Origin of the sequence: Hymenobacter montanus (genome assembly GCF_014699115.1) — a bacterium.
GTDB classification, from domain to species: Bacteria; Bacteroidota; Bacteroidia; order Cytophagales; family Hymenobacteraceae; genus Hymenobacter; species Hymenobacter montanus.
Map to the genome: position 1 here is coordinate 148,104 of NZ_JACXAD010000001.1, position 19,334 is coordinate 167,437.

Sequence of the window (19,334 nt, forward strand, 5' to 3'; positions counted from 1 at the left end):
CATGCTCGAAATAGTCCGCCAGTTTATCGAAGAGCACGCGCTGTTCGCCATTGAAAAAGACCCTTTGCTGGTAGCAGTCAGCGGCGGGCTCGATTCGGTGGTGTTGCTCGACGTTTTGCATCGGCTCGGGGCTCCGGTGGCGGTGGCCCACTGCCATTTCGGCCTGCGGGGGGCCGACGCCGACGCCGACGAGCAATTTGTCCGCAAGCTGGCCAAACAGTACGGCCTCCCCTACTTCACCGAGTTTTTTCAAACCAAGGCATTCGCCGAGCAGGAAGGCATCTCAACCCAAATGGCGGCCCGCCTCCTGCGCTACCGCTGGTTCGAGCAGGTGCGGGCGGCGCAGGGCCTGGCCTACATCGCCACGGGCCACCACCAGCGCGACGAGGCCGAAACCATGCTGCTGAACCTGACTCACGGCACGGGCCTGGCCGGCCTGCACGGCATTCAGCTGAAAAACGGCTACGTGGTGCGGCCGCTGCTGGGCGTGGGCCGCGACGACCTGCACGAGTACTTAGTGGAGCGCGGCCTGCGCTGGCGCGAGGATGCCAGCAACGACAGCCCCGTGTACCAACGGAACCTGCTGCGCCACGAGGTGCTGCCGGTGCTGCGCGAAATCAACCCCAACCTCGACCAGACCCTGCACGCCACCGCCGAGCGGGTGGGCGGAGCCGAGGAAATCGTGCGCCACTACGTAGCGGAAACCGCTGCCCGGGCCCGTCACGACGAGGCCGAGGTGACCTACCTCAACATCGCCACGCTGCAGAAAACCGCGGCCACCACCCTGGTGCTCCACGAAATCCTGCGCCCTTTCGGCTTTTCCTGGCTGGTGGTGAAAAACATCGTGGCGGCCTTCCCCGGCGAGTCGGGCCGGCGCTTCGACTCGCCCACGCACCGCCTGGTAAAAGACCGCGAAAACCTGGTCATCACGCCGCGGCGGCTCACCCAGTTCGGCACTTTCCAGCTGGCGGCCGGCCAAACCGACCTGCTGGCGGCCGGCCTGCGCCTCAAGGCCGAGCTCCACGAGGAAACACAGGGCTTCGTCATCCCGCGCTCGAAAAGCACGGCCGCCCTCGATGCCGACAAGCTCAAGTTTCCGCTCACCCTGCGCCGCTGGCAGGAGGGCGACTGGTTTATGCCGCTGGGCATGAAAGGCAAAAAGCTGCTCAGCGACTTTCTCATCGACCAAAAAGTACCCCTCAACCTCAAAGACGACGTCCGCGTGCTGACCTCGGCCGACGGCAAAATCTGCTGGGTAGTAGGCTGGCGGGTCGACGACCGGTTTAAGGTGGAAGAAGCCACCCAGCGTGTGCTAACCATCCAGCGCCTGTAGCGCGGACTCTGAGAGTCCGCGAGTTAGGACGTCTACTCGCGGACTCTCAAAGTCCGCGCTACTGCACACTGTTGGAGTTACAGCGTGGGCGTTACTTTTGCGGCTCTAGCCACTCAACCTAACCCTTTATTATGAAAGTTACCGTAGTCGGAGCCGGCAACGTGGGCGCAACCTGCGCCGATGTGCTCGCCACCCGTGAAATTGCCAACGAAATTGTTCTGGTGGACATTAAGGAAGGCATCGCCGAAGGCAAAGCCCTCGACATCTGGCAGAAAGCCCCGATTATCGGCTACGACTCGCGCACCGTGGGCGTGACCAACGACTACGCCCGCACCGCCGGCTCGGAGGTGGTGGTGATTACCTCGGGCCTGCCCCGCAAGCCCGGCATGAGCCGCGACGACCTGATTTCGGTGAACGCCGGCATCGTGAAATCGGTAACCGAGCAAGTGGTGGCCCACTCCCCTAACGCCATCATCATCGTGGTGAGCAACCCGCTCGACGTGATGACCTACCAGGCCCACCTCACGGCCCAGCTGCCCCGCGAAAGGGTGTTCGGCATGGCCGGCATCCTCGACACGGCCCGCTACCGCGCCTTCCTGGCCGAGGCCCTGAACGTGAGCCCCAAAGACATTCAAGCCGTGCTCATGGGCGGCCACGGCGACACCATGGTGCCCCTGCCCCGCTACACCACCGTGGGCGGCATTCCAGTTACCGAGCTCATCGGCAAAGCGGAGCTGGATGCCATCGTGCAGCGCACCGCCGTGGGCGGCGGCGAGCTGGTGAAGCTCATGGGTACCTCGGCCTGGTATGCTCCCGGCGCAGCCGCGGCGCAAATGGTGGAGGCCATCGTACGCGACCAGCGCCGCGTGTTCCCCGTATGCCTGGAGCTGCAAGGCGAGTACGGCATCAACGGCGTATACCTCGGCGCCCCGGTTATCCTCGGCAAGAACGGCGTGGAGCGCGTGATTGAGCTGCAGCTCAACGACGACGAGAAAGCCTTGCTGGAAACCTCGCGCGGCCACGTAAAAGAAGTAATGGACGCGCTGGACAAGATGGCCCAGCCGGCGTAAGCATCTGCCATTGCACGATAAAACCTTAAACAAGCAGGCCGCCGGCAATAGCCGGCGGCCTGCTTGCTTGATGCGCCTACGTAGAGTTCCTCAGGGCATCTTTGGGGCTTACTGGCGATCCGCTCCCAACAATTCCTAGCGGGTTTGGGATTGGCGGTAAGGCACCTTTACTAATGCATATCGCAGATCTCTTATTGTAAGATTACTGCTGGCTAGCGCGAAACAGCTTCTGTTTTTCTTCCTTGGACAGGCTTTCGTAGCCCGAGCGCGAAATCTTGTCGAGGATGTTGTCAATCTCATCCTGCAACGGCTGGCCTGCTGCCGCAGGCTTCTTGCCACCGCTGGCCGCCGTCGTCACCGGTTCGGGCCGGCGCGTGGTGCTGACGCGCATGGCCGGCCGGCGGCTGAATAGGTTGCTCACCCAGTCCCCGATGGCCTGCACTGGGCGGCCCAAGTCGCGGCCGGCTTGCAGCTGCTTGATGAAGACGAAGCCCAGCAGCGCCCCTCCGAGGTGGGCAATTTCACCGCCGGGGTTGCCGCCGTTCACCCCCGCCAGGGAAATTAGCACCACGACGGCCGCAATCCACTTAATCTTGACGGGTCCGATCAAAATCAGCATAAACGTGTAGTCGGGCAGCAGCGTGGCCCCGGCCACGATGATGGCCGTGACGGCGGCCGAGGCCCCAATCATGGGCGAGCCCACCGCCGGCTGAAACGCCGGAATGAGGTTGTAGCTGAGCAGGAACACGGCAGCTCCAGTCAATGCGCCCAGCACGTAGATGCTCACCAGGCGACGGTCGCCCAAGTACTCGCGGATCAGCTGGCCAAACCAGTAGAGATTCAGCAGGTTAAACAGGATGTGAAAGAAACCTTCGTGGGTGAAGGCATAAGTCAGCACCGTCCACGGGTGGCGTAACAAGATGGGCAGGGCCGACGACAGCTCAAACTGTCGCAGTACCGGCGGATAGTAGCCGCTGGCGCTGCTAACCGTGAGAATGGTGCGCAGGACGATAAGCCCCGCAAACACCAGCACATTCAGTAAGATAAGCTGGATGAGGGCATTGTCGCGGCGGCTGAAAGCGGTGCGAATGTCTTGAACGATGCTCATGGAGATAACGGAACGATGCGCGTCTTGTAGGTATATGATAATGCAGCCGACTGAATAACTAGTAAAATTTTTCCCGGTCTCTTTCCCAGAACCTCAAAATAATAAAGCCGATTAACAGGCCGCCGAGGTGGGCAAAATGTGCTACGTTGTCGCCGGGGGTGCGGTGTACGCCCTTATAAAGTTCGTACAGGGAATAGAGGAACACAAAATACTTGGCTTTGATTGGAAACGGGAAAAACAGGAGCATGAGCTCGGTGTTCGGAAACAGATAAGCGAAGGCGAAGAGGATGCCGAACAAGGCTCCGGACGCCCCCAGCATACCGCTATTGCGCGAATCGCGGGTACTGGTCACGGCGCCGTCGATGGCCGCCGTGGCGGCATCAATGTATTCCTGATTTTGCGGGTTGCGCTGCAAGGCCGCGGCCAGGGTTTCGTACCCCATCGCCTCCGGGAAGTAATCGCGGAAGAAGTTGGCAAAATCAGCCCCGGAGGGCGACTGGTGAAACTCCTGCCGGGCTTGCTCTACCTTGTACAGCTCGTAGCTGCGCACGCCCTCGTACAGCAGGCCGGCCCCCACCCCGCAAATCATCCAAAACGTGAGAAAGCGCGCGGGGCCCCAACGCTGCTCCAACAAGGGGCCGAACGAAATCAGGCCGAACATATTGGAGATGAGGTGGCCCCAGCCCCCGTGCAGAAACATGTAGGTGAAGAACTGCCAGGGATAGAAATAGGGCGAGCCGATGGCGTACAGGCTCCCAACCTGGGTGATGAGCGGCAAGAGACTCATCTGGGCCAGGAAAAAGGCGACGTTCACAATAAGGAGGTTGCGAACGGTGGGGGTCAGGTTGAACATGAAGCGAAGGGTAATTCCAAACTTTTAGCGGGAGAATCGGCGGGCCCGCGGGTGCCCGGCCAGCACGCTCCGAAACCACAAAGCTACCGGCACGGGTGAGTCCCCGCTAAAATCGCAGCGGGAATCCACCCGCAGGAGGAATAACGGCTCACTTACGGAAAAAGTCGGCCAGCTGCTGTCCGTCCAGCAGCACGAGGGTTTTGCGCCCGTCGGGAGTGTAGCCGGGTACCTGGCAAGCAAACAGCCGGTCGGCCAGCGCGTTGAGCTCGGCTTCGGGCAGGCGGGTGCCGGCCGTGCTCACGGCCACGCGGCGGGCCAGGGCTCGGGCCAGGCTTTCCCCCTGGTCGAGCTTGAGCGGGCCGGCTGTGGTGCGGAACTGCTCGATCAGGCTTTCGAGCAGCTCTTTCTCGTCCTGGGCGGGCATGCCGGCCGGAATGGCTTCTACGGCAATGGTGTTAGGGCCAAACTCGGCAAATATGAACCCCAGGGCGTGCAGCGGCTCGGTGAGCTCGCGCAAGACGGCAAAGTCGGCCGGGTTGAACGTAACGGTGCGCGGAAAGAGCAAGGTTTGGGACGCACCCACGGCCCGGCCGAGCTCCTGGCGGTACTGCTCGTACAAAATCCGCTCGCGGGCCGCTTCCTGGTCGATGAGCAGCACGCCCGATTTCACGGGCACCAGCACGAAGCGCTGCTGCACCTGCAGGGCCCGGCTGCCGCCGCCCTCGCGGGTCGGAACCGGCCGGGCCGGGGGAGCATCGGAGCTGGGCAGCTCCAGCGGCAACGCGCCGGGACTCGCGTCGGCGGGGTTGCCGACGGCATCTGGCTCGGCCGGGGCGGGAGCCGTCAGACGCTGTGCCGCGGGGGCTTCGCGGCCGGGTTCGTCGCGCACGGGCTGGCCGAGCTCGCGATAAAATGCTTCCAGCTCGCGCCGGGCCTGCTCGGTCGGCCGCGGGGGCGGCTGGCGCTCGTAGCCATCGCGGCGGGTATCGGCGTCGAAATTTGCGAAACCCGCTGGGCCCGCCGGGCGCCGCGTGGCCGAGGCCGCGGCGGCCAGCGCATCGGGGCGAAAGCCGTCGGAATCAGCCGCGCGGGCCGCCGACGTGGCCGCGGGCAGGTGGTCCTCGGCCTCGGTGGGCACCCCGCCCGTGCCTTTGCCGGCACGCAGGGGCCGGATGGGGGCGAAGTTCACGTCGCCGTCGAAGTCCAGCGAGGGGGCAATGTTGTGCAGGCCCAGGCTCTGCTTCACGGCGGCCCGCACCACGGCGTACACCGTTTTCTCGTCTTCGAACTTGATTTCCGTTTTGGTGGGGTGCACGTTGATATCGATGGACTTGGGGTCCAGCTCCAGGAACAGCACGTAGAACGGGTGAGTGTCGCGCGCCAGCAAGCCCTCGTAGGCGGCCAGCACGGCATGGTTGAGGTAGGCCGAGCGGATAAACCGGTTATTCACGAAGAAGAACTGGTCGCCCCGGCTTTTCTTCGACGACTCCGGCTTGCCTACGAAGCCCTTCACGGCAATGGAATGCGTTACTTCCTCGCAGGCGGCCAGCTGCTCTTTGTAGCCGTTGCCGAGCAGCGCCACGATGCGCTGGCTCAGCTTGCCGGCGGGCAGGCCAAATACCTCGAGCTCGTTTTGGTACAGGGAGAAGGCAATTTGCGGATTGGCCAGCGCCACGTGCTGAAACTCATCGAGAATGTGGCGCATCTCCACGGCGTTGCTCTTGAGGAAGTTGCGGCGGGCAGGCACGTTGAAAAACAAGTTCTTGACCGAGATGCTGGTTCCGTCGGGGCAGGCGGTGGGCTGTTGGCTGGTGACCTGCGAGCCTTCCACCAGCAGCAGGCTGCCCGTGTCCTGGTCGCGCTGCTTCGTCCGAATCTCCACCTGGGCCACGGCCGCGATACTGGCCAGCGCCTCGCCCCGGAAGCCGAGCGTCCGGATGCGGAACAGGTCTTCGGTCGAGCGGATTTTACTGGTCGCGTGGCGCTCCAGGCTCATGCGGGCATCGGTCGGCGACATGCCCGCGCCGTTGTCGACCACCTGCACGAGCTGCTTCCCCGCCTCTTTTACAATGAGTTGAATCTGAGTAGCGCCGGCGTCGACGGCGTTTTCCAGCAGCTCCTTCACCACGGAAGCGGGGCGCTGCACCACTTCGCCGGCCGCAATCTGATTAGCAAGGTATTCGGGTAGCAGTTGAATGATGTCGGGCATAGGAAGTAAGGCGCCTTTGAGCTTGCGCCAGGGAGTCGGATGAGCTAATCGGCACACAAACAAGTAAAAGCGCGCCGGATAATAAGCAGCTACCAGCCACGATTCAAACCCGCGACGGGGTTTTCTGCGTACCTTCGCGGCTAAATAGCGGAATGTAAGCAGGGAATTGTAGGGCAATTGCCCGAAGGTTTTCCTGCCGCAGTCGTCCCGAATTTGGAACCTCCAAACCGGGCTGATGGGTTCCGCTGGTACCCACGACAAAAGTACGGCCTTGGCGGCCGGTTTTACCTCTTGAACCACCCCACTTTCCCTACGGGGCTGATGCGCATTCCTTTCCAATTGGGCTTGGCGGCTTTGCTGCTGGCGGCGGGCTTGCTGCTATCATTTTCCGAAGTAAAAAAGCTGCCGGGTGACCCCATGCAGGCCTCCCCGGCTGAGGCGGCCTGGGTTGACAGCGTGTTTAACTCGCTCACGCCCGACCAGCGGCTGGGCCAGTTGTTCATGGTGGCCGCCTATTCCAACAAAGAGCGCAGCCACGCCGACCGCATCGAGCGGCTGGTGCGCAATCAGCACATCGGGGGGGTGATGTTTTTGCAGGGTGGCCCCAAGCGCCAGGCCCTGATGACTAACCGCCTGCAAGCGGCCGCCAAGGTGCCGCTGCTCATTGCCATGGACGCCGAGTGGGGCCTCGACATGCGTCTGGACTCCTCGGCCCACTTCGCCAAGCAGATGACGCTGGGCGCCATGGACGACCCCAAATACGTGTATCAGATGGGCCGCGATCTGGCCCGCAAGATGCGGGCGCTGGGCGTGCACATCGATTTTGCGCCGGTGCTGGACGTGAATTCCAACCCCGACAACCCGGTGATTGGCAACCGCTCGTTCGGCGAAGACCAGGAGCAAGTGGCCAGGCTTGGGGTTCAATACATCCGGGGCTTGCAGGACAACCGGATTATGGCGGTGGCCAAGCACTTCCCCGGCCACGGCGATACGGATACCGACTCCCACGTGGCCCTCCCGGTCATCAACACCGACATGGCCCGGCTGACGAAGGTGGACTTGGTGCCGTTTCAGCACTCGTTCGAGGCCGGCGTGATGGGGGTGATGGTGGCCCACCTCTACATGCCGCTGTTCGACACCACCGATGCGAAAACGACCACCCTGTCGCGCGCGCTGGTAACCGACCTGCTGAAGGACAAGATGGGGTTTAAGGGCCTGGTTTTCACGGATGCGCTCAACATGAAGAGCGTGAGCAAGCTGTACAAAGACGGCGAGCTCGACGCCATGGCGCTGGCGGCCGGCAACGACATCCTGCTGTTCTCGGAGGACGTGCCGGCCGCCCTGGCGCGCATCCGGGAGGCGGTAACGGCCGGCAAGCTGCGGCAGGAGGAGCTGGACTTGCGCATCAAGAAGATTTTGCGGGCCAAGTACTGGGCCGGGCTGGCGAAGTACCGGCCCGCCCGGCTGGCCACCCTGCACGACAGCCTGAACCTGCCCGGCTCGAAGGCGCTGGCTCAGAACATCTTCGAGCACGCGGTGACGGTGGTTAAAAACGACGACAAGCTGCTGCCCTTCCAACGGCTCGACACGCTGCGCATCGCGGCCATCACGATTGGCACGCAGGCGGAGGGTCCCTACGCCACTATTTTCAACAAGTACCAGCCCGGGCCCGTGTACGCCGTGCCCAACCGCTATGCCGACGACTCCACTTTTGCCCGGATTGCGGCGCGCCTAAAGGGCTACAACGTGGTGGTAGTGAGCTTGCACAACATGAATAACACCCCCAGCCACCGGTACGGTCTGGGCGACGGGGCCCTGAAATTCATCAAGCAGCTCAAAGCCAACCGCGGGTTTAAGACGGTGGTGGTGGCCATGGGCAACCCCTACGGCCTGAAATACCTGGAGGAAGCCCGCACGCTGGTGTGCGCCTACGAGGACCACTACGCCGCGCAGCTGGTGGTGCCGCAGGTGCTGTTCGGCGCGCTGCCGGCGCGGGGCAAACTGCCGGTTACGGTGTCGCCGACCATGCCCGTAGCGACCGGCATTGCCACCCCCGATTTGCACCGGCTGCGGTACGCCACCCCCGAAAGCCAAGGGCTGAGCTCGCGCGTGCTGGCCCAGATCGACAACATTGCCCTCGAAAGCCAGACCTACGCGGCCGCGCCCGGCTGCCAGGTGCTGGTGGCCAAGAACGGAACCGTGGTGTTCGACCAGAGCTACGGCTACTGCACCTACGACCAGTCGCAGCCCGTAACCAGCAGCACGCTCTACGACCTGGCTTCGGTTACGAAAGTGGCCGGCACCCTGCAAGCCGTGATGTATCTCAAGGACCAGGGCAAGCTCAACCTCGATGCGAAAGTGGCCACTTACCTGCCCGAGCTGGCGCGCAGCAACAAGCGCGACATGACCGTGCGCGACGTGCTGCTGCACCAGGCGGGCCTTAAGCCGGGCATTCCAACCTGGGAGCGCACCATCAACAGCGCCGGCCTCAAGCCCACGTTCTACGCCAGCATCCGCTCCGAGGAGTTTCCCAACGAGGTGGTGCCCGGCGAATACAGCACCAAGGCCGCCGACGACTCGGTCTGGGCCTGGACGGTGCGCTCCGGCCTGCTGCCCAAGAGCCGGGGCCGGTACCCAACCGAGTACTCGGACCTGAGCTTCATCGTGATGAAGCGGGTATGCGAAAAGATTCTTAAGCAGCCGCTGGAAATCTTTTTACAGTCTAAGTTCTATCGTCCGCTGGGGCTGGGGAGTATGACCTACAACCCCTTGCAGCGCTTTCCGAAGAGCTGCATCGCGCCCACCGAAAACGATACCTACTACCGCCGCGAACAGCTGCAGGGTTCCGTGCACGACCAAACCGCTGCCCTCGTGGGTGGGGTGGGTGGCCACGCCGGCTTGTTTGCCACCGCCAACGACCTGGCCGTGCTGATGCAGATGAACCTGCAAAACGGTAACTACGGCGGCACCCGCTACTTCCAGAGCCCCGTGGTAACCGAGTTTGCCCAACCCGCCGCCGGGGGCCGGCGCGGCCTGGGCTGGGACCACGGCAACCCGAGCAAGCCCGAAGGCCCCACCAGCAACCTCTCCCCCGCCAGCACCTTCGGCCACACCGGCTTCACGGGCACCTGCGTGTGGATGGACCCCGACAACCAGATTCTCTACATCTTCCTGTCGAACCGCGTATACCCGGATGCGGGCAACAACAAGCTGCGCCAGTACAACATCCGCACCCGCATTCATGAGGTGATTTACAAGTCATTGGCGGCGGGCAAGGGTTAAAAAGCCGCAAGAAATCGCGGCTCATTACTTACCCTTTACTCCCAACCCAACTGTATTAACGAACGATGACCGTTTCGGAAGTAGGCGGGTGGCTAGCCAAAGCCCTGATTTTTTTCCTTGGGTTTTCCTTACAGGCGGCCTTTATCTACGGCTTAATAAAGCTTTTTATCATTGGCCGCCCGGTAGTCAATCCTTTTAAAAAGGGATGGAGCCATTTGTATTCCGTGTATGGCACGCCTATGGCCCGGCCCGCCTGGAAACAACCTCGGCCATGATTGGGGCGGTGACCTACGCCGACACTATGTCCAGCGCCTTCGAAGGCCGCAGCCTCGTGTTAAATAAACAGTTCTTCGGCGGCGGGTTTGTTCGCATTCCTTACCGGGATATAACGGTTGTGAACCCACGCAAGCGGATAATCATCCTGCTAATTCTCATCTATTTAGACGGCTTATTTGCAGCCGCGGGAGTCAGGATAAGTTTAAAGCGGCAGTTCGCCAAACACCTGATTGAAGAATTGGCTGAATTGGAGGATTGGTAGGTAAAAGCTAACGTTGGCTTTCTTTGGCGGCTGGCGCGGAAAATAAAGCTGGGGCGAATGCGTCTTCAGCGCTATGTCAACCGTACCGGCGCTAACAACGGGGCCTACTTTCGGTTAGCCATACTCATTCTACTCTTCTTCCTCCGGCATGAACATCGGCATTGTTTGTTACCCCACGTTTGGTGGCTCGGGCGTGGTGGCCACTGAACTGGGCAAAGCCCTGGCCCAGCGGGGCCACCGGGTGCACTTCATCACCTACAGCCAGCCGGTGCGGCTCGATTTCTTCAACGAGAACCTGTTTTACCACGAGGTGTACGTGCCGGCGTATCCACTCTTCCAGTTTCCGCCCTACGAGCTGGCCCTGACCAGCAAGATGGTCGACATCGTGCAGAACGAAAAGCTCGACGTGCTGCACGTACACTACGCCATTCCGCACGCCTCGGCGGCGTTTATGGCGAAACAGATTCTGCGCACCCGCGGCATTCTGATTCCGGTGGTGACGACCCTGCACGGCACCGACATTACCCTGGTGGGCAAGGATGCCAGCTTCGAGCCGGTGGTCACGTTCAGCATCAACCAGAGCGACGGGGTGACTTCGGTTTCGGCCGATTTGCGGCGCGAGACCTACGAGTATTTTGCCGTGGAGAAGGACATCACGGTTATTCCCAACTTCATCGACCTGCAGCGCTTCCGGAAGCAGGAGAAAAGCCATTTCCGGGCCGCCATCGCGCCCGAGGGCGAAAAGCTGCTGGTGCACACCAGCAACTTCCGCACGGTGAAGCGGGTGGAAGATGTGCTGCGGATTTTCTGCGGCGTGCGGGCCGAAATTCCGGCCAAGCTGCTGCTCGTGGGCGACGGCCCCGACCGCAGCCGCATGGAAAAGCTGGCCCGCGAGCTGGACTGCCACCGCGACCTGCGCTTCCTGGGCAAGCTCGAAGCGGTGGAGGAAGTACTCAGCGTGAGCGACTTGTTCCTGATGCCTTCCGAAAATGAAAGCTTCGGCCTCGCCGCCCTCGAAGCTATGGCCTGCGAGGTGCCCGTGGTGAGCACCAACGCCGGTGGTATTCCGGAGCTCAATGTGCACGGCGTGACCGGCACCATTAGCGAAATCGGCGACGTGCCCGACATGGTAAAAAACGCCCTTTACATCCTGGCCGACGAGAACCTGCCGCGCTTTAAAGCCGCGGCCCGCGCCCGCGCCGAGGAGTTTGCCCTGGAGAAGATTGTGCCGCGGTACGAGGACTGCTACCAGCGGGCCATCGAGTCGGTGGCTGCTACGGCTTAATTGGGCGGCCCGACTGGCGGCCGTGGCGGCCGACTAAACCAGTAGCCCACGACGGCGGCCACGGCAAAAGACAAACCGCCAAATAAGAGTAGCGTGCCTTCTGCACCCAAATACTGGCCCCAGTGGCTGGAAACGAGTACAAACCCCACCATCCACGTTAGCCAGGCAGCGCTGAAAACCACCCCGATGCGAAGCTTTCGCGCCGAACGAATCAACTTCATCAGGCCGTAAACGACTGCCGTAGCTACGGCCGGAACCAGAAATAAGGCGCTGAAGGTCAGCCCCAGCAATTGCCCCGTTGACGGGTACATACCACCTTCGACCGGGAGCATGGGGTAGCTGCAGGCGCCCAGGAAGGCCAGTAATCCAATCCAGGGGCAGCGCTTGAACATGGTAGCGGGGGTCGGGGCGCTAAAAGAGTCCGGCCGCTTCGTTTTTCACCACCGCCAGGGCCTGGGCCGTGGGCTCGGCTCCGTCCATCATGAGGCCTTCCAGAATACGTTTGGCTAGTTCCGTACCCCGGGCCTGGCCCGGGTTCTGAATGCCGTGAAAGGCGCGGTTTACCATCGTCAGCACGTTTTCCTTGGCTTCTTTGACCACGGTCCAGGCTTCGCCGGAGATGTAGAGCTGCTGCGAAAGATTGTGCTCGTATTCGGCCCGGATTTCCTGTTGCAGCAGGCGGTGGAAGTCGGGCGCGCTTTGGCCCGCGCTGCTCAGACGCACGAGGATGTTGTTGGGTGAGATGCGCTCGAGAAACAGCACCATGCGCTCGTAGGCTTGCAGGCGCAGGGGCAGGGTGGTCTTGTTGCTTTCGAGCCGCAGTTCGATCAGGCGGCGCTGCTGCTCCTTTTCCAGAAACTGGCGGAAGAGCATGTAAATAGCGCCGGCCACGATCAGGGCCGGCAGCACGATTTTGAGCAGATCGTAGAAATAGTCCGGAGATTCCATCGAGAATAAATGGCAGTGGGGGACAAACGGGCAGGGGTGCCCGGGTAGTTCGTGGCCCGGAGCGAAAGGGTTGCCTTTTCTTTTTCGCGTACGGGGCGCGGGCGGCAATGGCCGCAAACTTACGCCGTGAACCGTCGGCTCCCAACTGCTGTTTCCTTCCCAGCATCGAGACGGGCGCTACTCCGGCAGCCACCGTATCTTTGTCATCCACCCTGTCCTAAATCGTTTTATTATATGGCTTCCGTGACCACCCTCGCCCCCATTAGCCTCACCGACCGCGCGGTGGCTGAGGTCAAGAATATCATTCAGGAGAAAAACGTACCCGCTGACTACGGCTTGCGCATCGGCGTGCAGGGGGGCGGCTGCTCGGGCATGAGCTACCTGCTCGGCTTCGACAAAGCCAAGGAGGCCGACGAAACCTACGACCTCGACGGCCTGAAGCTTATCATGGATAAAAAACACGCCATGTACGTGCTCGGCATGGAGGTCGACTTCCAGGATGGCCTCAACGCCCGGGGCTTCGTCTTCAACAACCCCCAGGCCAAGAGCACCTGCGGCTGTGGCTCGTCGTTCTCGGCCTAGGGCCTGATTTTCACGGCGTACCCTGATCTCGCTGTTTTCATTGCGCATTAGCCCGGCCTATCGGCCTCGTTTTCTCAAATTCTGGTGGTCCTGCCCTACCTAAAAGTACTTTGAGTAAGACAAAGCCGGGAGGCCGGTTTTCTTTTTCTCTACCAGCCACTGGCTTGCGTTGCCTGCCGATGGCAACTCTTCGCAGATGACCATCTTATCGGTAACGGACCCGTGGCGGTTGATGCGGAGCACCCGGTAACTAATTTAGATGACTATCTCCCAAAGACAGTAGAATCCATTAGAGGCTAAAACGCGCTCCATCGACAGCTTTGCCCTTTACCTGTCAGTCGCACTTAACCAGCAACTGTCTGCTTATAAAGGCCTGACTTCTTGTATTGGTCAGCCATAGCTACCAAATCCAGGTAAGATTGTGGCAGTGGTAGAGTTCGGCCCCGCATCAAAGCCCGCTCCGTGGTTACTGGCGGGCAGAGCAGCCACCCTGGCACTCCTCATTTTACCGACCAAGCCGATTTATTCTGCAACAGCCGCTTCAAAGAGGGACGATTTTACCCGGAGGACGTAAAAGCACACGCCGAAAAGACCTACCACCCCGGCGAGTGAGCAGCCGTTCGGCCTGCCAGCCGCTCGCTCCCTCTGGGTCGATTTAACTCACCAAGCTATGGACATCAAGTATCTCTCCGACGACAAAGGCAAAATAACCGGTGTCTTTATCGCCATCGAAGAATGGGAGCGGCTTCAAAAAGAATACGGCATCACCGAAAAAGCGCCGGCTGATTCGGGAGCTAAGCTTCAGCAGTCGCTTACTGAGGCGATGAAGAAGGTAAAACCCTGATGGGGACCTCACCCCCTGCCCTCGGTTCGCTTTATGCGCGAAGCCACAGGAAAGGGGAACCGGCTCCGAATCAAGCAGAAAAACCCGCTGCGTTACGCAACGAGCCTTTTGTTTGCTTTATCAGAGACGATAGGAAGCGCAAGGGATAACCGGTTCCCCTCTCCCACGGACTCTGCGCATAAAGCAGATGCGGGGTTAGAGGGTGAGGCTCCTAGCGGCCGAAATCGTCCTGCACGCGCACGATGTCGTCCTCATCGGAGGGCTGATGGGTATCGGTGTGCTGCCATATTTCGGCCAGTACGCCCCAGGCTTGCAGGCCCACCAAGCGGTGGCGCTCGCCTTGCCGGATGATGATCTGATCGCCGACCTGGAAGCCTTTTAGTTCGCCTGGCTCGTCGGTGTCGCTGGTGACCACGCCCACCGGGCCCTGCACCACCTGCCAGATTTCGGCCCGACGGTGGTGGTACTGCCACGACAGGCGCTGATGCGGGGCCACCAGCAGCATCTTGGGGCTCAACTTCCCGCTGATGCGTAGCTGCTCGGCGGAAAGTCCGTTGAAATACGTGTGAGCAAATTGCTGAGCCTGGTCTTCGTCGATGACGAAGAAACCGCCCCAGGGCCGCGTCGGATCTTCTTTGGCGATGATGAAGCCTTGCTGCCGCAGCTGAGCTGCTACTTGGCGAAATAGGGATTGTTTTTCAGAACTACTTTCTGACATACACTCGGGACAAGAATAATTTCCGCTCAATTTAGGGCCTTTCCCCGCGCTGTACCCAAAATGGTGGCATCCGGGCCTCATCTGCCCCCCTACGGGGACGGCCTCCTGCCCGAGGGCTAGGAGGAGCTAGCCGAGGAAAACTCGCTATAACAACTGGCGGGCCAGTGGAGGGCTAAAGCTATGGTGCGAGCATCTATTGAGCTAACCAGCAATTCTTTGCTTAGCTTCGTACCTCATAAAACTTGATCTTTCCAGAAGGACGGCCCCGATTGCTGCTTAGTTCTTTAACTGTTTCAGCTGCTCAGGGGTTGCTTTCTGAAAACTTATCGCCGCGCCGCCACCGGCCGCAAGTTGGAGCATCAGCTTCGCCTTGCTATCTACCAGGACCCGCCGGATCTGGTAAGCCGTGGGGTTCTTCTCCCAATCGGCGCCTTTGCCATCGGCGTAGATGGTAGCCACGTAGCGGATGCCAGGCGTAAGAAAATCCAGTCTTACTGGCTGCTGGCGCGCTTGCTCGTCGGTGATAGCACCAAGGTACCACTCGTCTTTGCCTTTGGCCTTGCGGGCGATAGTGAGGTAGTCGCCGGGCTCGGCGGCCAGGATGCGGGTATCGTCCCAGTCGACGGCCACGTCTTTGATGAACTGAAAGGCATCGGGATGCTGCTCGTAGGCTTCGGGTAGGTCGGCGGCCATCTGCAGGGGCGAGTACATCGTGACGTACAAGGCCAGTTGCTTGGCCAGGGTGGTGTGCACCTGCCGGCCCTGGTTCGCGCCCGGATTCCAGCCCTCGAGCTTGATTTGGAAGATGCCGGGGGTGTAGTCCATCGGCCCGCCCATGAGGCGGGTGAAAGGCAGGATGGTTTCGTGCTCGGGCGGGTTGCCGCTGCTCCAGGCGTTGAACTCGTTGCCGCGGGCGGCTTCGTTAGCCAGCCAGTTGGGGTAGGTCCGGTGCAGGCCGGTGGGACGCACGGATTCGTGCATGTCGACCATCAGCCTGTTGCGGGCCATCTCATCGGCCACGTGCACGTAGTGGTTCACCATCCACTGGCCGTCGTGGTGCTCGCCGCGGGGGATGATGCGGCCCACGTAGCCGGTTTTGGCGGCGTCGTAGCCGTGCGCCTTCATGAAGCGGTAGGCGGCGTCCATTCGGCGCTCGTAGTTGGTGACCGAGCCCGAGGTTTCGTGGTGCATGATCAGCTTTACGTGTCGGGCGGCGGCGTAGCGCTGCAGCTCGTCCACGTCGAAATCCGGGTAGGGCGTCACGAAGTCGAACACTTCCTCTTTCCAGTTGCCGGCCCAGTCTTCCCAGCCCACGTTCCAGCCTTCGACGAGCACGCTTTGCAAGCCATTCTTGGCGGCGAAGTCGATGTAGCGCTTCACGTTGGCGGTGTTGGCCCCGTGGCGGCCATTGGGGCGGAGGTGGGCCCAGTCGGTGGTGGCGAGCTTGAGGTTACTGGCATCGGAGTAGTTCCAGCTGGCTTTGTTAACGTGCATCTCCCACCACACGCCCACGAATTTTTGGGGCTGAATCCAGCCGGGGTCGGCTATTTTGCTGGGCTCGTTCAGGTTCAGAATCAGCTTGGAAGCCAGGATGGCGGGTGCGTTGTCGGCCACCACGATCGTGCGCCAAGGAGTATGCTCGGGGGCTTGCAGGTAGGCTTTGGCGCCGGTGGCACCGGGCACCAGCTGGCTGCGGAGGCTAAAGGTCTGGGGGTTTACGTTCAGCATCATGGCCGGGTAGTTCACCAGCGCCGCCTCGTGGATGTTGACGTACAGCCCGTCGTCCGACTTCAGCATGAGCGGCGTTTGCACCCGCTGGGGAGCGGCCCGCTCCTGAATCGGCGCGATGGGCGTGGTGTTCACCGCGCTCAGACGGGTGGTGCTGTATGCGTACTCGTTGGAGTCGTAGTCGCCCGGAATCCAGAAGGCCTTGTGGTTGGCAGGCAGGTTGAACTCGGTGTGCTCGTCGCTGACCGTGAAATACTTCAGGCTGCCCTGCTCGGGAAACTCGTAGCGAAAGCCCAGTCCGTCATCAAACAGCCGGAAGCGCAGCACCAGCTGCCGGTTTTGCGCGGCGGCCTGCTGCAGGGTCACGGCCAGCTCCCGGTAGTGGTTACGAACCCGCTTTACCTCGCCCCACACCGGTGTCCAGGTATCGTCGTGTTGGCTCGAATCAACTTTAGCTACGGTGAAGCCCTGGTCGAAACCCGGCTGGTCTTGCAGCAGCACGGCCAGCCGGCTCGGCAGTACCACGGGCTTCGAGCCATAGCGCAACTGGTAGGTGGGCTCCCCGGCCGGGCTGAGCGCGAACTGCAGCGCTAGTTGGCGGTTGGGCGAGTGAATGGTTTGGGCCTGGGCGCGGACCTGAACAGTGGCTACGACGGCTAGGGCTAATAAGAATTCACGCATCTATTTCACGGATAAGCTAAAAAGTGGTTTATTAGGGGAGCCGGCGAACTACTACGCATTCAGGCGCCACAACCGCCACCTGCCTTTCACACTCCCATCTGGAACCTGGTTCCAGCCCCTGTCATTATATCTTGCTTTTCAAGTAGATCCTCTTTCCGATAGAGGTGATACTCAGCTGGGCAGCTTTGGCTTGTTTGCGTGTAGCAATCAATAATAATTCATTAACCGCTCCAGGCTGATATTCTTTCTTGTTTCGAAATGTAAGGCATTTCGTTCGCGCTATTAACTACTGGTACCTTCTCACTCCACGGTTTCCACCTCAAACTTCACCTCTCCATTCTCCCTTAACCGGCCGCCCGCTATCCTACCTTTCAGTTAAAATCTTTCTGTTCGCGCACCTGGCACCGTACCTAACCACACCGGCTCCTTGGTTTAGAGGGAATGAATGGCCGAGGAGCTGCTCGCACCAAACAGCCGCATGATCGGGACCAGGAAGCTATTTCCCTCCCCTACTCGTCTACTGCTCCTAACAGGCTGTTGAACAAATCGTCCAGCTCGGTCCGCACCTGGTAAGGGCTGTCGCGAAATAAGCCTTGCAGGTGCAGCTGTATTTCGTCGCTGACCTCGTCTTTCCGGGCCTCTACCAGCTGGGCTACTTTTTGGGTGTAGTGCTGGTGAAACAGGAGCCGGGCCGGGTCGACGAGGCCCTGCTGCACGAGCGCTTTCGCCTTTTTGGGGCAGCGGCAGGGATTTCGCGGATCAAGCAGGCCGCACTTGCCGCTGACGTAATTCAGCAGATCGGCCTTGGCCCGGTGCAGGCGCACGCGGTAATTACCCGGGGTGAGCCCAAACAGGGTGGCGCCAAGCGTGTGGTCGGCCCCGAAGATCTCGCCAATGACGTAAAGTAACCGCTGGTCGCGGCTCAAACACAGAAGCATGGCCGTGGAGCAGCTCACGCGCACTTCTTCGACTTCCGCCTCGCTCACTTCACGCTCCCAAGCCGAAGGCCCGGTATCGGCCAGAGCGCTTAGCTCCGCCCCCCGATCAAACAACCGCTCGTAGCGCCGGGCCGGCGAGTTGAGAAAATGGTTGACGACGATGCGGTAGAGCCAGGTGCGAAACTGGCTTTTACCGCCGAACGTCTTCAGGTGGGTTACCACTTTGAGCAGCACTTCCTGGGTGGCGTCGAGCGCATCGTCGGGGTGCAAAAACAGCCGCAAGGCAATGTTGTAGATGTAATCCTGGTGCCGCCGCAGCAGCGTGTTAAGGGCCCGCCGGCTGCCGGCTACGGCATCGGCCACCAGGGTCTCATCGGTGGGGTCGGGGATGGTGGCTTTCATCAGCGGCGGGTGGTGGAACGAATGAGGGCCAGAAACCAGGGGGTGGGCAGCAGCTGACGCAGACGCAGCAGCGCCCACGACCGCGCGTTGCCCACCGGGTAGCGCAGGGTGCCGCGTCCGTCGGTGGCGGCCTGATAGATGGTGCGGGCCACCACGTCAGGCGAAAGGGCTCCGGCAAACGTGCGGCCCACCGCGGCTTCCAGCGTAGCCGTGTAGCCGTCGTAATCCGGCAGGTCGGGGCGGGCAAACTGCGCCTGGGAACGCCGGTTGAAATCCGTTTGAGTGGCGCCCGGCTCAATGAGCTTGACGCCAATGCCCAACGGGCGCAGCTCGTAATGTAAGCTTTCAGAAAAGCCCTCAATGGCCCATTTGGTGCTGTGGTACACGCTGTAGAGTGGGAAAGTTAGCCGCCCGCCCACCGAAGATACATTCAAAAACAGGCCGGCCCGCTGGGCTCGGAAGTGGGGCAGCACGGCCCGCACCACGGCCATCAGGCCGAATACGTTTACGTCGAACAGGGCCTGCACCTGCGCGGGGGTAGCCAGCTCAAAAGCCCCGAAGCTCCCGTAGCCGGCGTTATTAACTACCACGTCGAGGCGGCCGGCCAGGCGCAGACCTGCGGCCAGGGCCGCCGCTACGCTGGCCGGGTCCGTCACGTCGAGCGGCAGCACCGTCACGCCCGGCAGGCTGCCCCCGGCAAAGCCGGCCGGGGTCCGCATGGTGGCCAGCACCCGCCAGCCCTGCCGGCTGAACTCGCGGACCGCGGCCAGCCCAATGCCGGACGAAGCCCCGGTTATTAGTACGGTGCGCATAGC

Annotated in this window: 17 protein-coding genes; 8 read left to right on the forward strand and 9 right to left on the reverse strand. The window is 61.2% G+C overall.

Annotation, left to right across the window (positions count from 1 at the left end):
• Position 1 precedes the first annotated feature (1 nt).
• Both tilS and mdh read left to right on the forward strand, forming a co-directional pair.
• The gene (gene tilS / locus IC235_RS00535; RefSeq protein WP_191003202.1) at positions 2–1,333 is read left to right on the forward strand and encodes a tRNA lysidine(34) synthetase TilS; all 1,332 of its coding nucleotides are present in this window, start codon (positions 2–4) and stop codon (positions 1,331–1,333) included.
• A gap of 131 nt (positions 1,334–1,464) precedes the next feature.
• Entirely contained in the window at positions 1,465–2,403 is a 939-nt protein-coding gene (gene mdh, locus IC235_RS00540) for a malate dehydrogenase (RefSeq protein WP_191003203.1), read from the forward strand.
• Positions 2,404–2,605: 202 nt separating this feature from the next.
• Here mdh and IC235_RS00545 read toward each other — a convergent pair whose 3' ends face one another.
• The 3 genes from IC235_RS00545 to mutL all read right to left on the reverse strand — a co-directional run bounded on the left by IC235_RS00545 (position 2,606) and on the right by mutL (position 6,573).
• Positions 2,606–3,511, reverse strand: coding sequence for a rhomboid family intramembrane serine protease (locus IC235_RS00545; RefSeq protein WP_191003204.1), 906 nt, complete (start codon positions 3,509–3,511; stop codon positions 2,606–2,608).
• Between the two features lie 58 nt (positions 3,512–3,569).
• Positions 3,570–4,364 carry a rhomboid family intramembrane serine protease gene (locus IC235_RS00550; protein WP_191003205.1) on the reverse strand — a complete coding sequence of 265 codons (795 nt, stop codon included), beginning with the start codon at positions 4,362–4,364 and terminating at the stop codon, positions 3,570–3,572.
• Between the two features lie 148 nt (positions 4,365–4,512).
• On the reverse strand, positions 4,513–6,573 hold the full coding sequence (gene mutL, locus IC235_RS00555; RefSeq protein WP_191003206.1) for a DNA mismatch repair endonuclease MutL: 2,061 nt from the start codon (positions 6,571–6,573) through the stop codon (positions 4,513–4,515).
• Positions 6,574–6,864: 291 nt separating this feature from the next.
• On the opposite strand from mutL, the gene IC235_RS00560 reads away from it, so the two are divergent.
• The 3 genes from IC235_RS00560 (at position 6,865) to bshA (ending at position 11,678) form a co-directional block, all read left to right on the forward strand.
• Positions 6,865–9,855: a glycoside hydrolase family 3 N-terminal domain-containing protein gene (locus tag IC235_RS00560; RefSeq protein ID WP_223846998.1), complete on the forward strand. Its 2,991-nt coding sequence runs from the start codon at positions 6,865–6,867 to the stop codon at positions 9,853–9,855.
• A 205-nt stretch (positions 9,856–10,060) separates the two neighbouring features.
• The gene (locus IC235_RS00565) at positions 10,061–10,393 is read left to right on the forward strand and encodes a hypothetical protein (protein WP_191003207.1); all 333 of its coding nucleotides are present in this window, start codon (positions 10,061–10,063) and stop codon (positions 10,391–10,393) included.
• A 148-nt stretch (positions 10,394–10,541) separates the two neighbouring features.
• Complete coding sequence (gene bshA, locus IC235_RS00570) at positions 10,542–11,678, forward strand: N-acetyl-alpha-D-glucosaminyl L-malate synthase BshA (RefSeq protein WP_191003208.1); 1,137 nt, start codon at positions 10,542–10,544, stop codon at positions 11,676–11,678.
• On the opposite strand, the gene IC235_RS00575 is transcribed toward bshA, so the two are convergent.
• Both IC235_RS00575 and IC235_RS00580 read right to left on the reverse strand, forming a co-directional pair.
• Positions 11,675–12,070: a hypothetical protein gene (locus IC235_RS00575; RefSeq protein WP_191003209.1), complete on the reverse strand. Its 396-nt coding sequence runs from the start codon at positions 12,068–12,070 to the stop codon at positions 11,675–11,677. The genes bshA and IC235_RS00575 overlap by 4 nt on opposite strands.
• 19 nt (positions 12,071–12,089) lie before the next feature.
• On the reverse strand, positions 12,090–12,626 hold the full coding sequence (locus IC235_RS00580) for a DUF7935 family protein (protein ID WP_191003210.1): 537 nt from the start codon (positions 12,624–12,626) through the stop codon (positions 12,090–12,092).
• Between the two features lie 234 nt (positions 12,627–12,860).
• On the opposite strand from IC235_RS00580, the gene IC235_RS00585 reads away from it, so the two are divergent.
• The 3 genes from IC235_RS00585 to IC235_RS00595 all read left to right on the forward strand — a co-directional run bounded on the left by IC235_RS00585 (position 12,861) and on the right by IC235_RS00595 (position 14,052).
• Positions 12,861–13,208, forward strand: coding sequence for a HesB/IscA family protein (locus IC235_RS00585; RefSeq protein WP_191003211.1), 348 nt, complete (start codon positions 12,861–12,863; stop codon positions 13,206–13,208).
• 462 nt (positions 13,209–13,670) lie between these two features.
• On the forward strand, positions 13,671–13,820 hold the full coding sequence (locus IC235_RS22345; RefSeq protein ID WP_317173505.1) for a penicillin acylase family protein: 150 nt from the start codon (positions 13,671–13,673) through the stop codon (positions 13,818–13,820).
• A 58-nt stretch (positions 13,821–13,878) separates the two neighbouring features.
• Positions 13,879–14,052, forward strand: a complete 174-nt coding sequence (locus IC235_RS00595) for a hypothetical protein (protein WP_191003212.1) — start codon at positions 13,879–13,881, stop codon at positions 14,050–14,052.
• 211 nt (positions 14,053–14,263) lie between these two features.
• On the opposite strand, the gene IC235_RS00600 is transcribed toward IC235_RS00595, so the two are convergent.
• The 4 genes from IC235_RS00600 to IC235_RS00615 all read right to left on the reverse strand — a co-directional run bounded on the left by IC235_RS00600 (position 14,264) and on the right by IC235_RS00615 (position 19,331).
• Complete coding sequence (locus tag IC235_RS00600) at positions 14,264–14,770, reverse strand: cupin domain-containing protein (protein WP_191003213.1); 507 nt, start codon at positions 14,768–14,770, stop codon at positions 14,264–14,266.
• A 276-nt stretch (positions 14,771–15,046) separates the two neighbouring features.
• Positions 15,047–17,179, reverse strand: coding sequence for a glycoside hydrolase family 97 protein (locus IC235_RS00605; protein WP_191003214.1), 2,133 nt, complete (start codon positions 17,177–17,179; stop codon positions 15,047–15,049).
• Positions 17,180–17,688: 509 nt separating this feature from the next.
• A complete protein-coding gene (locus tag IC235_RS00610) occupies positions 17,689–18,519 on the reverse strand; it encodes an RNA polymerase sigma factor (RefSeq protein ID WP_191003215.1) in 831 nt (276 codons plus the stop codon).
• Positions 18,519–19,331, reverse strand: a complete 813-nt coding sequence (locus IC235_RS00615) for an SDR family oxidoreductase (protein ID WP_191003216.1) — start codon at positions 19,329–19,331, stop codon at positions 18,519–18,521. Before IC235_RS00615 ends, IC235_RS00610 begins: the two co-directional genes overlap by 1 nt.
• Between the last annotated feature and the right edge of the window lie 3 nt (positions 19,332–19,334).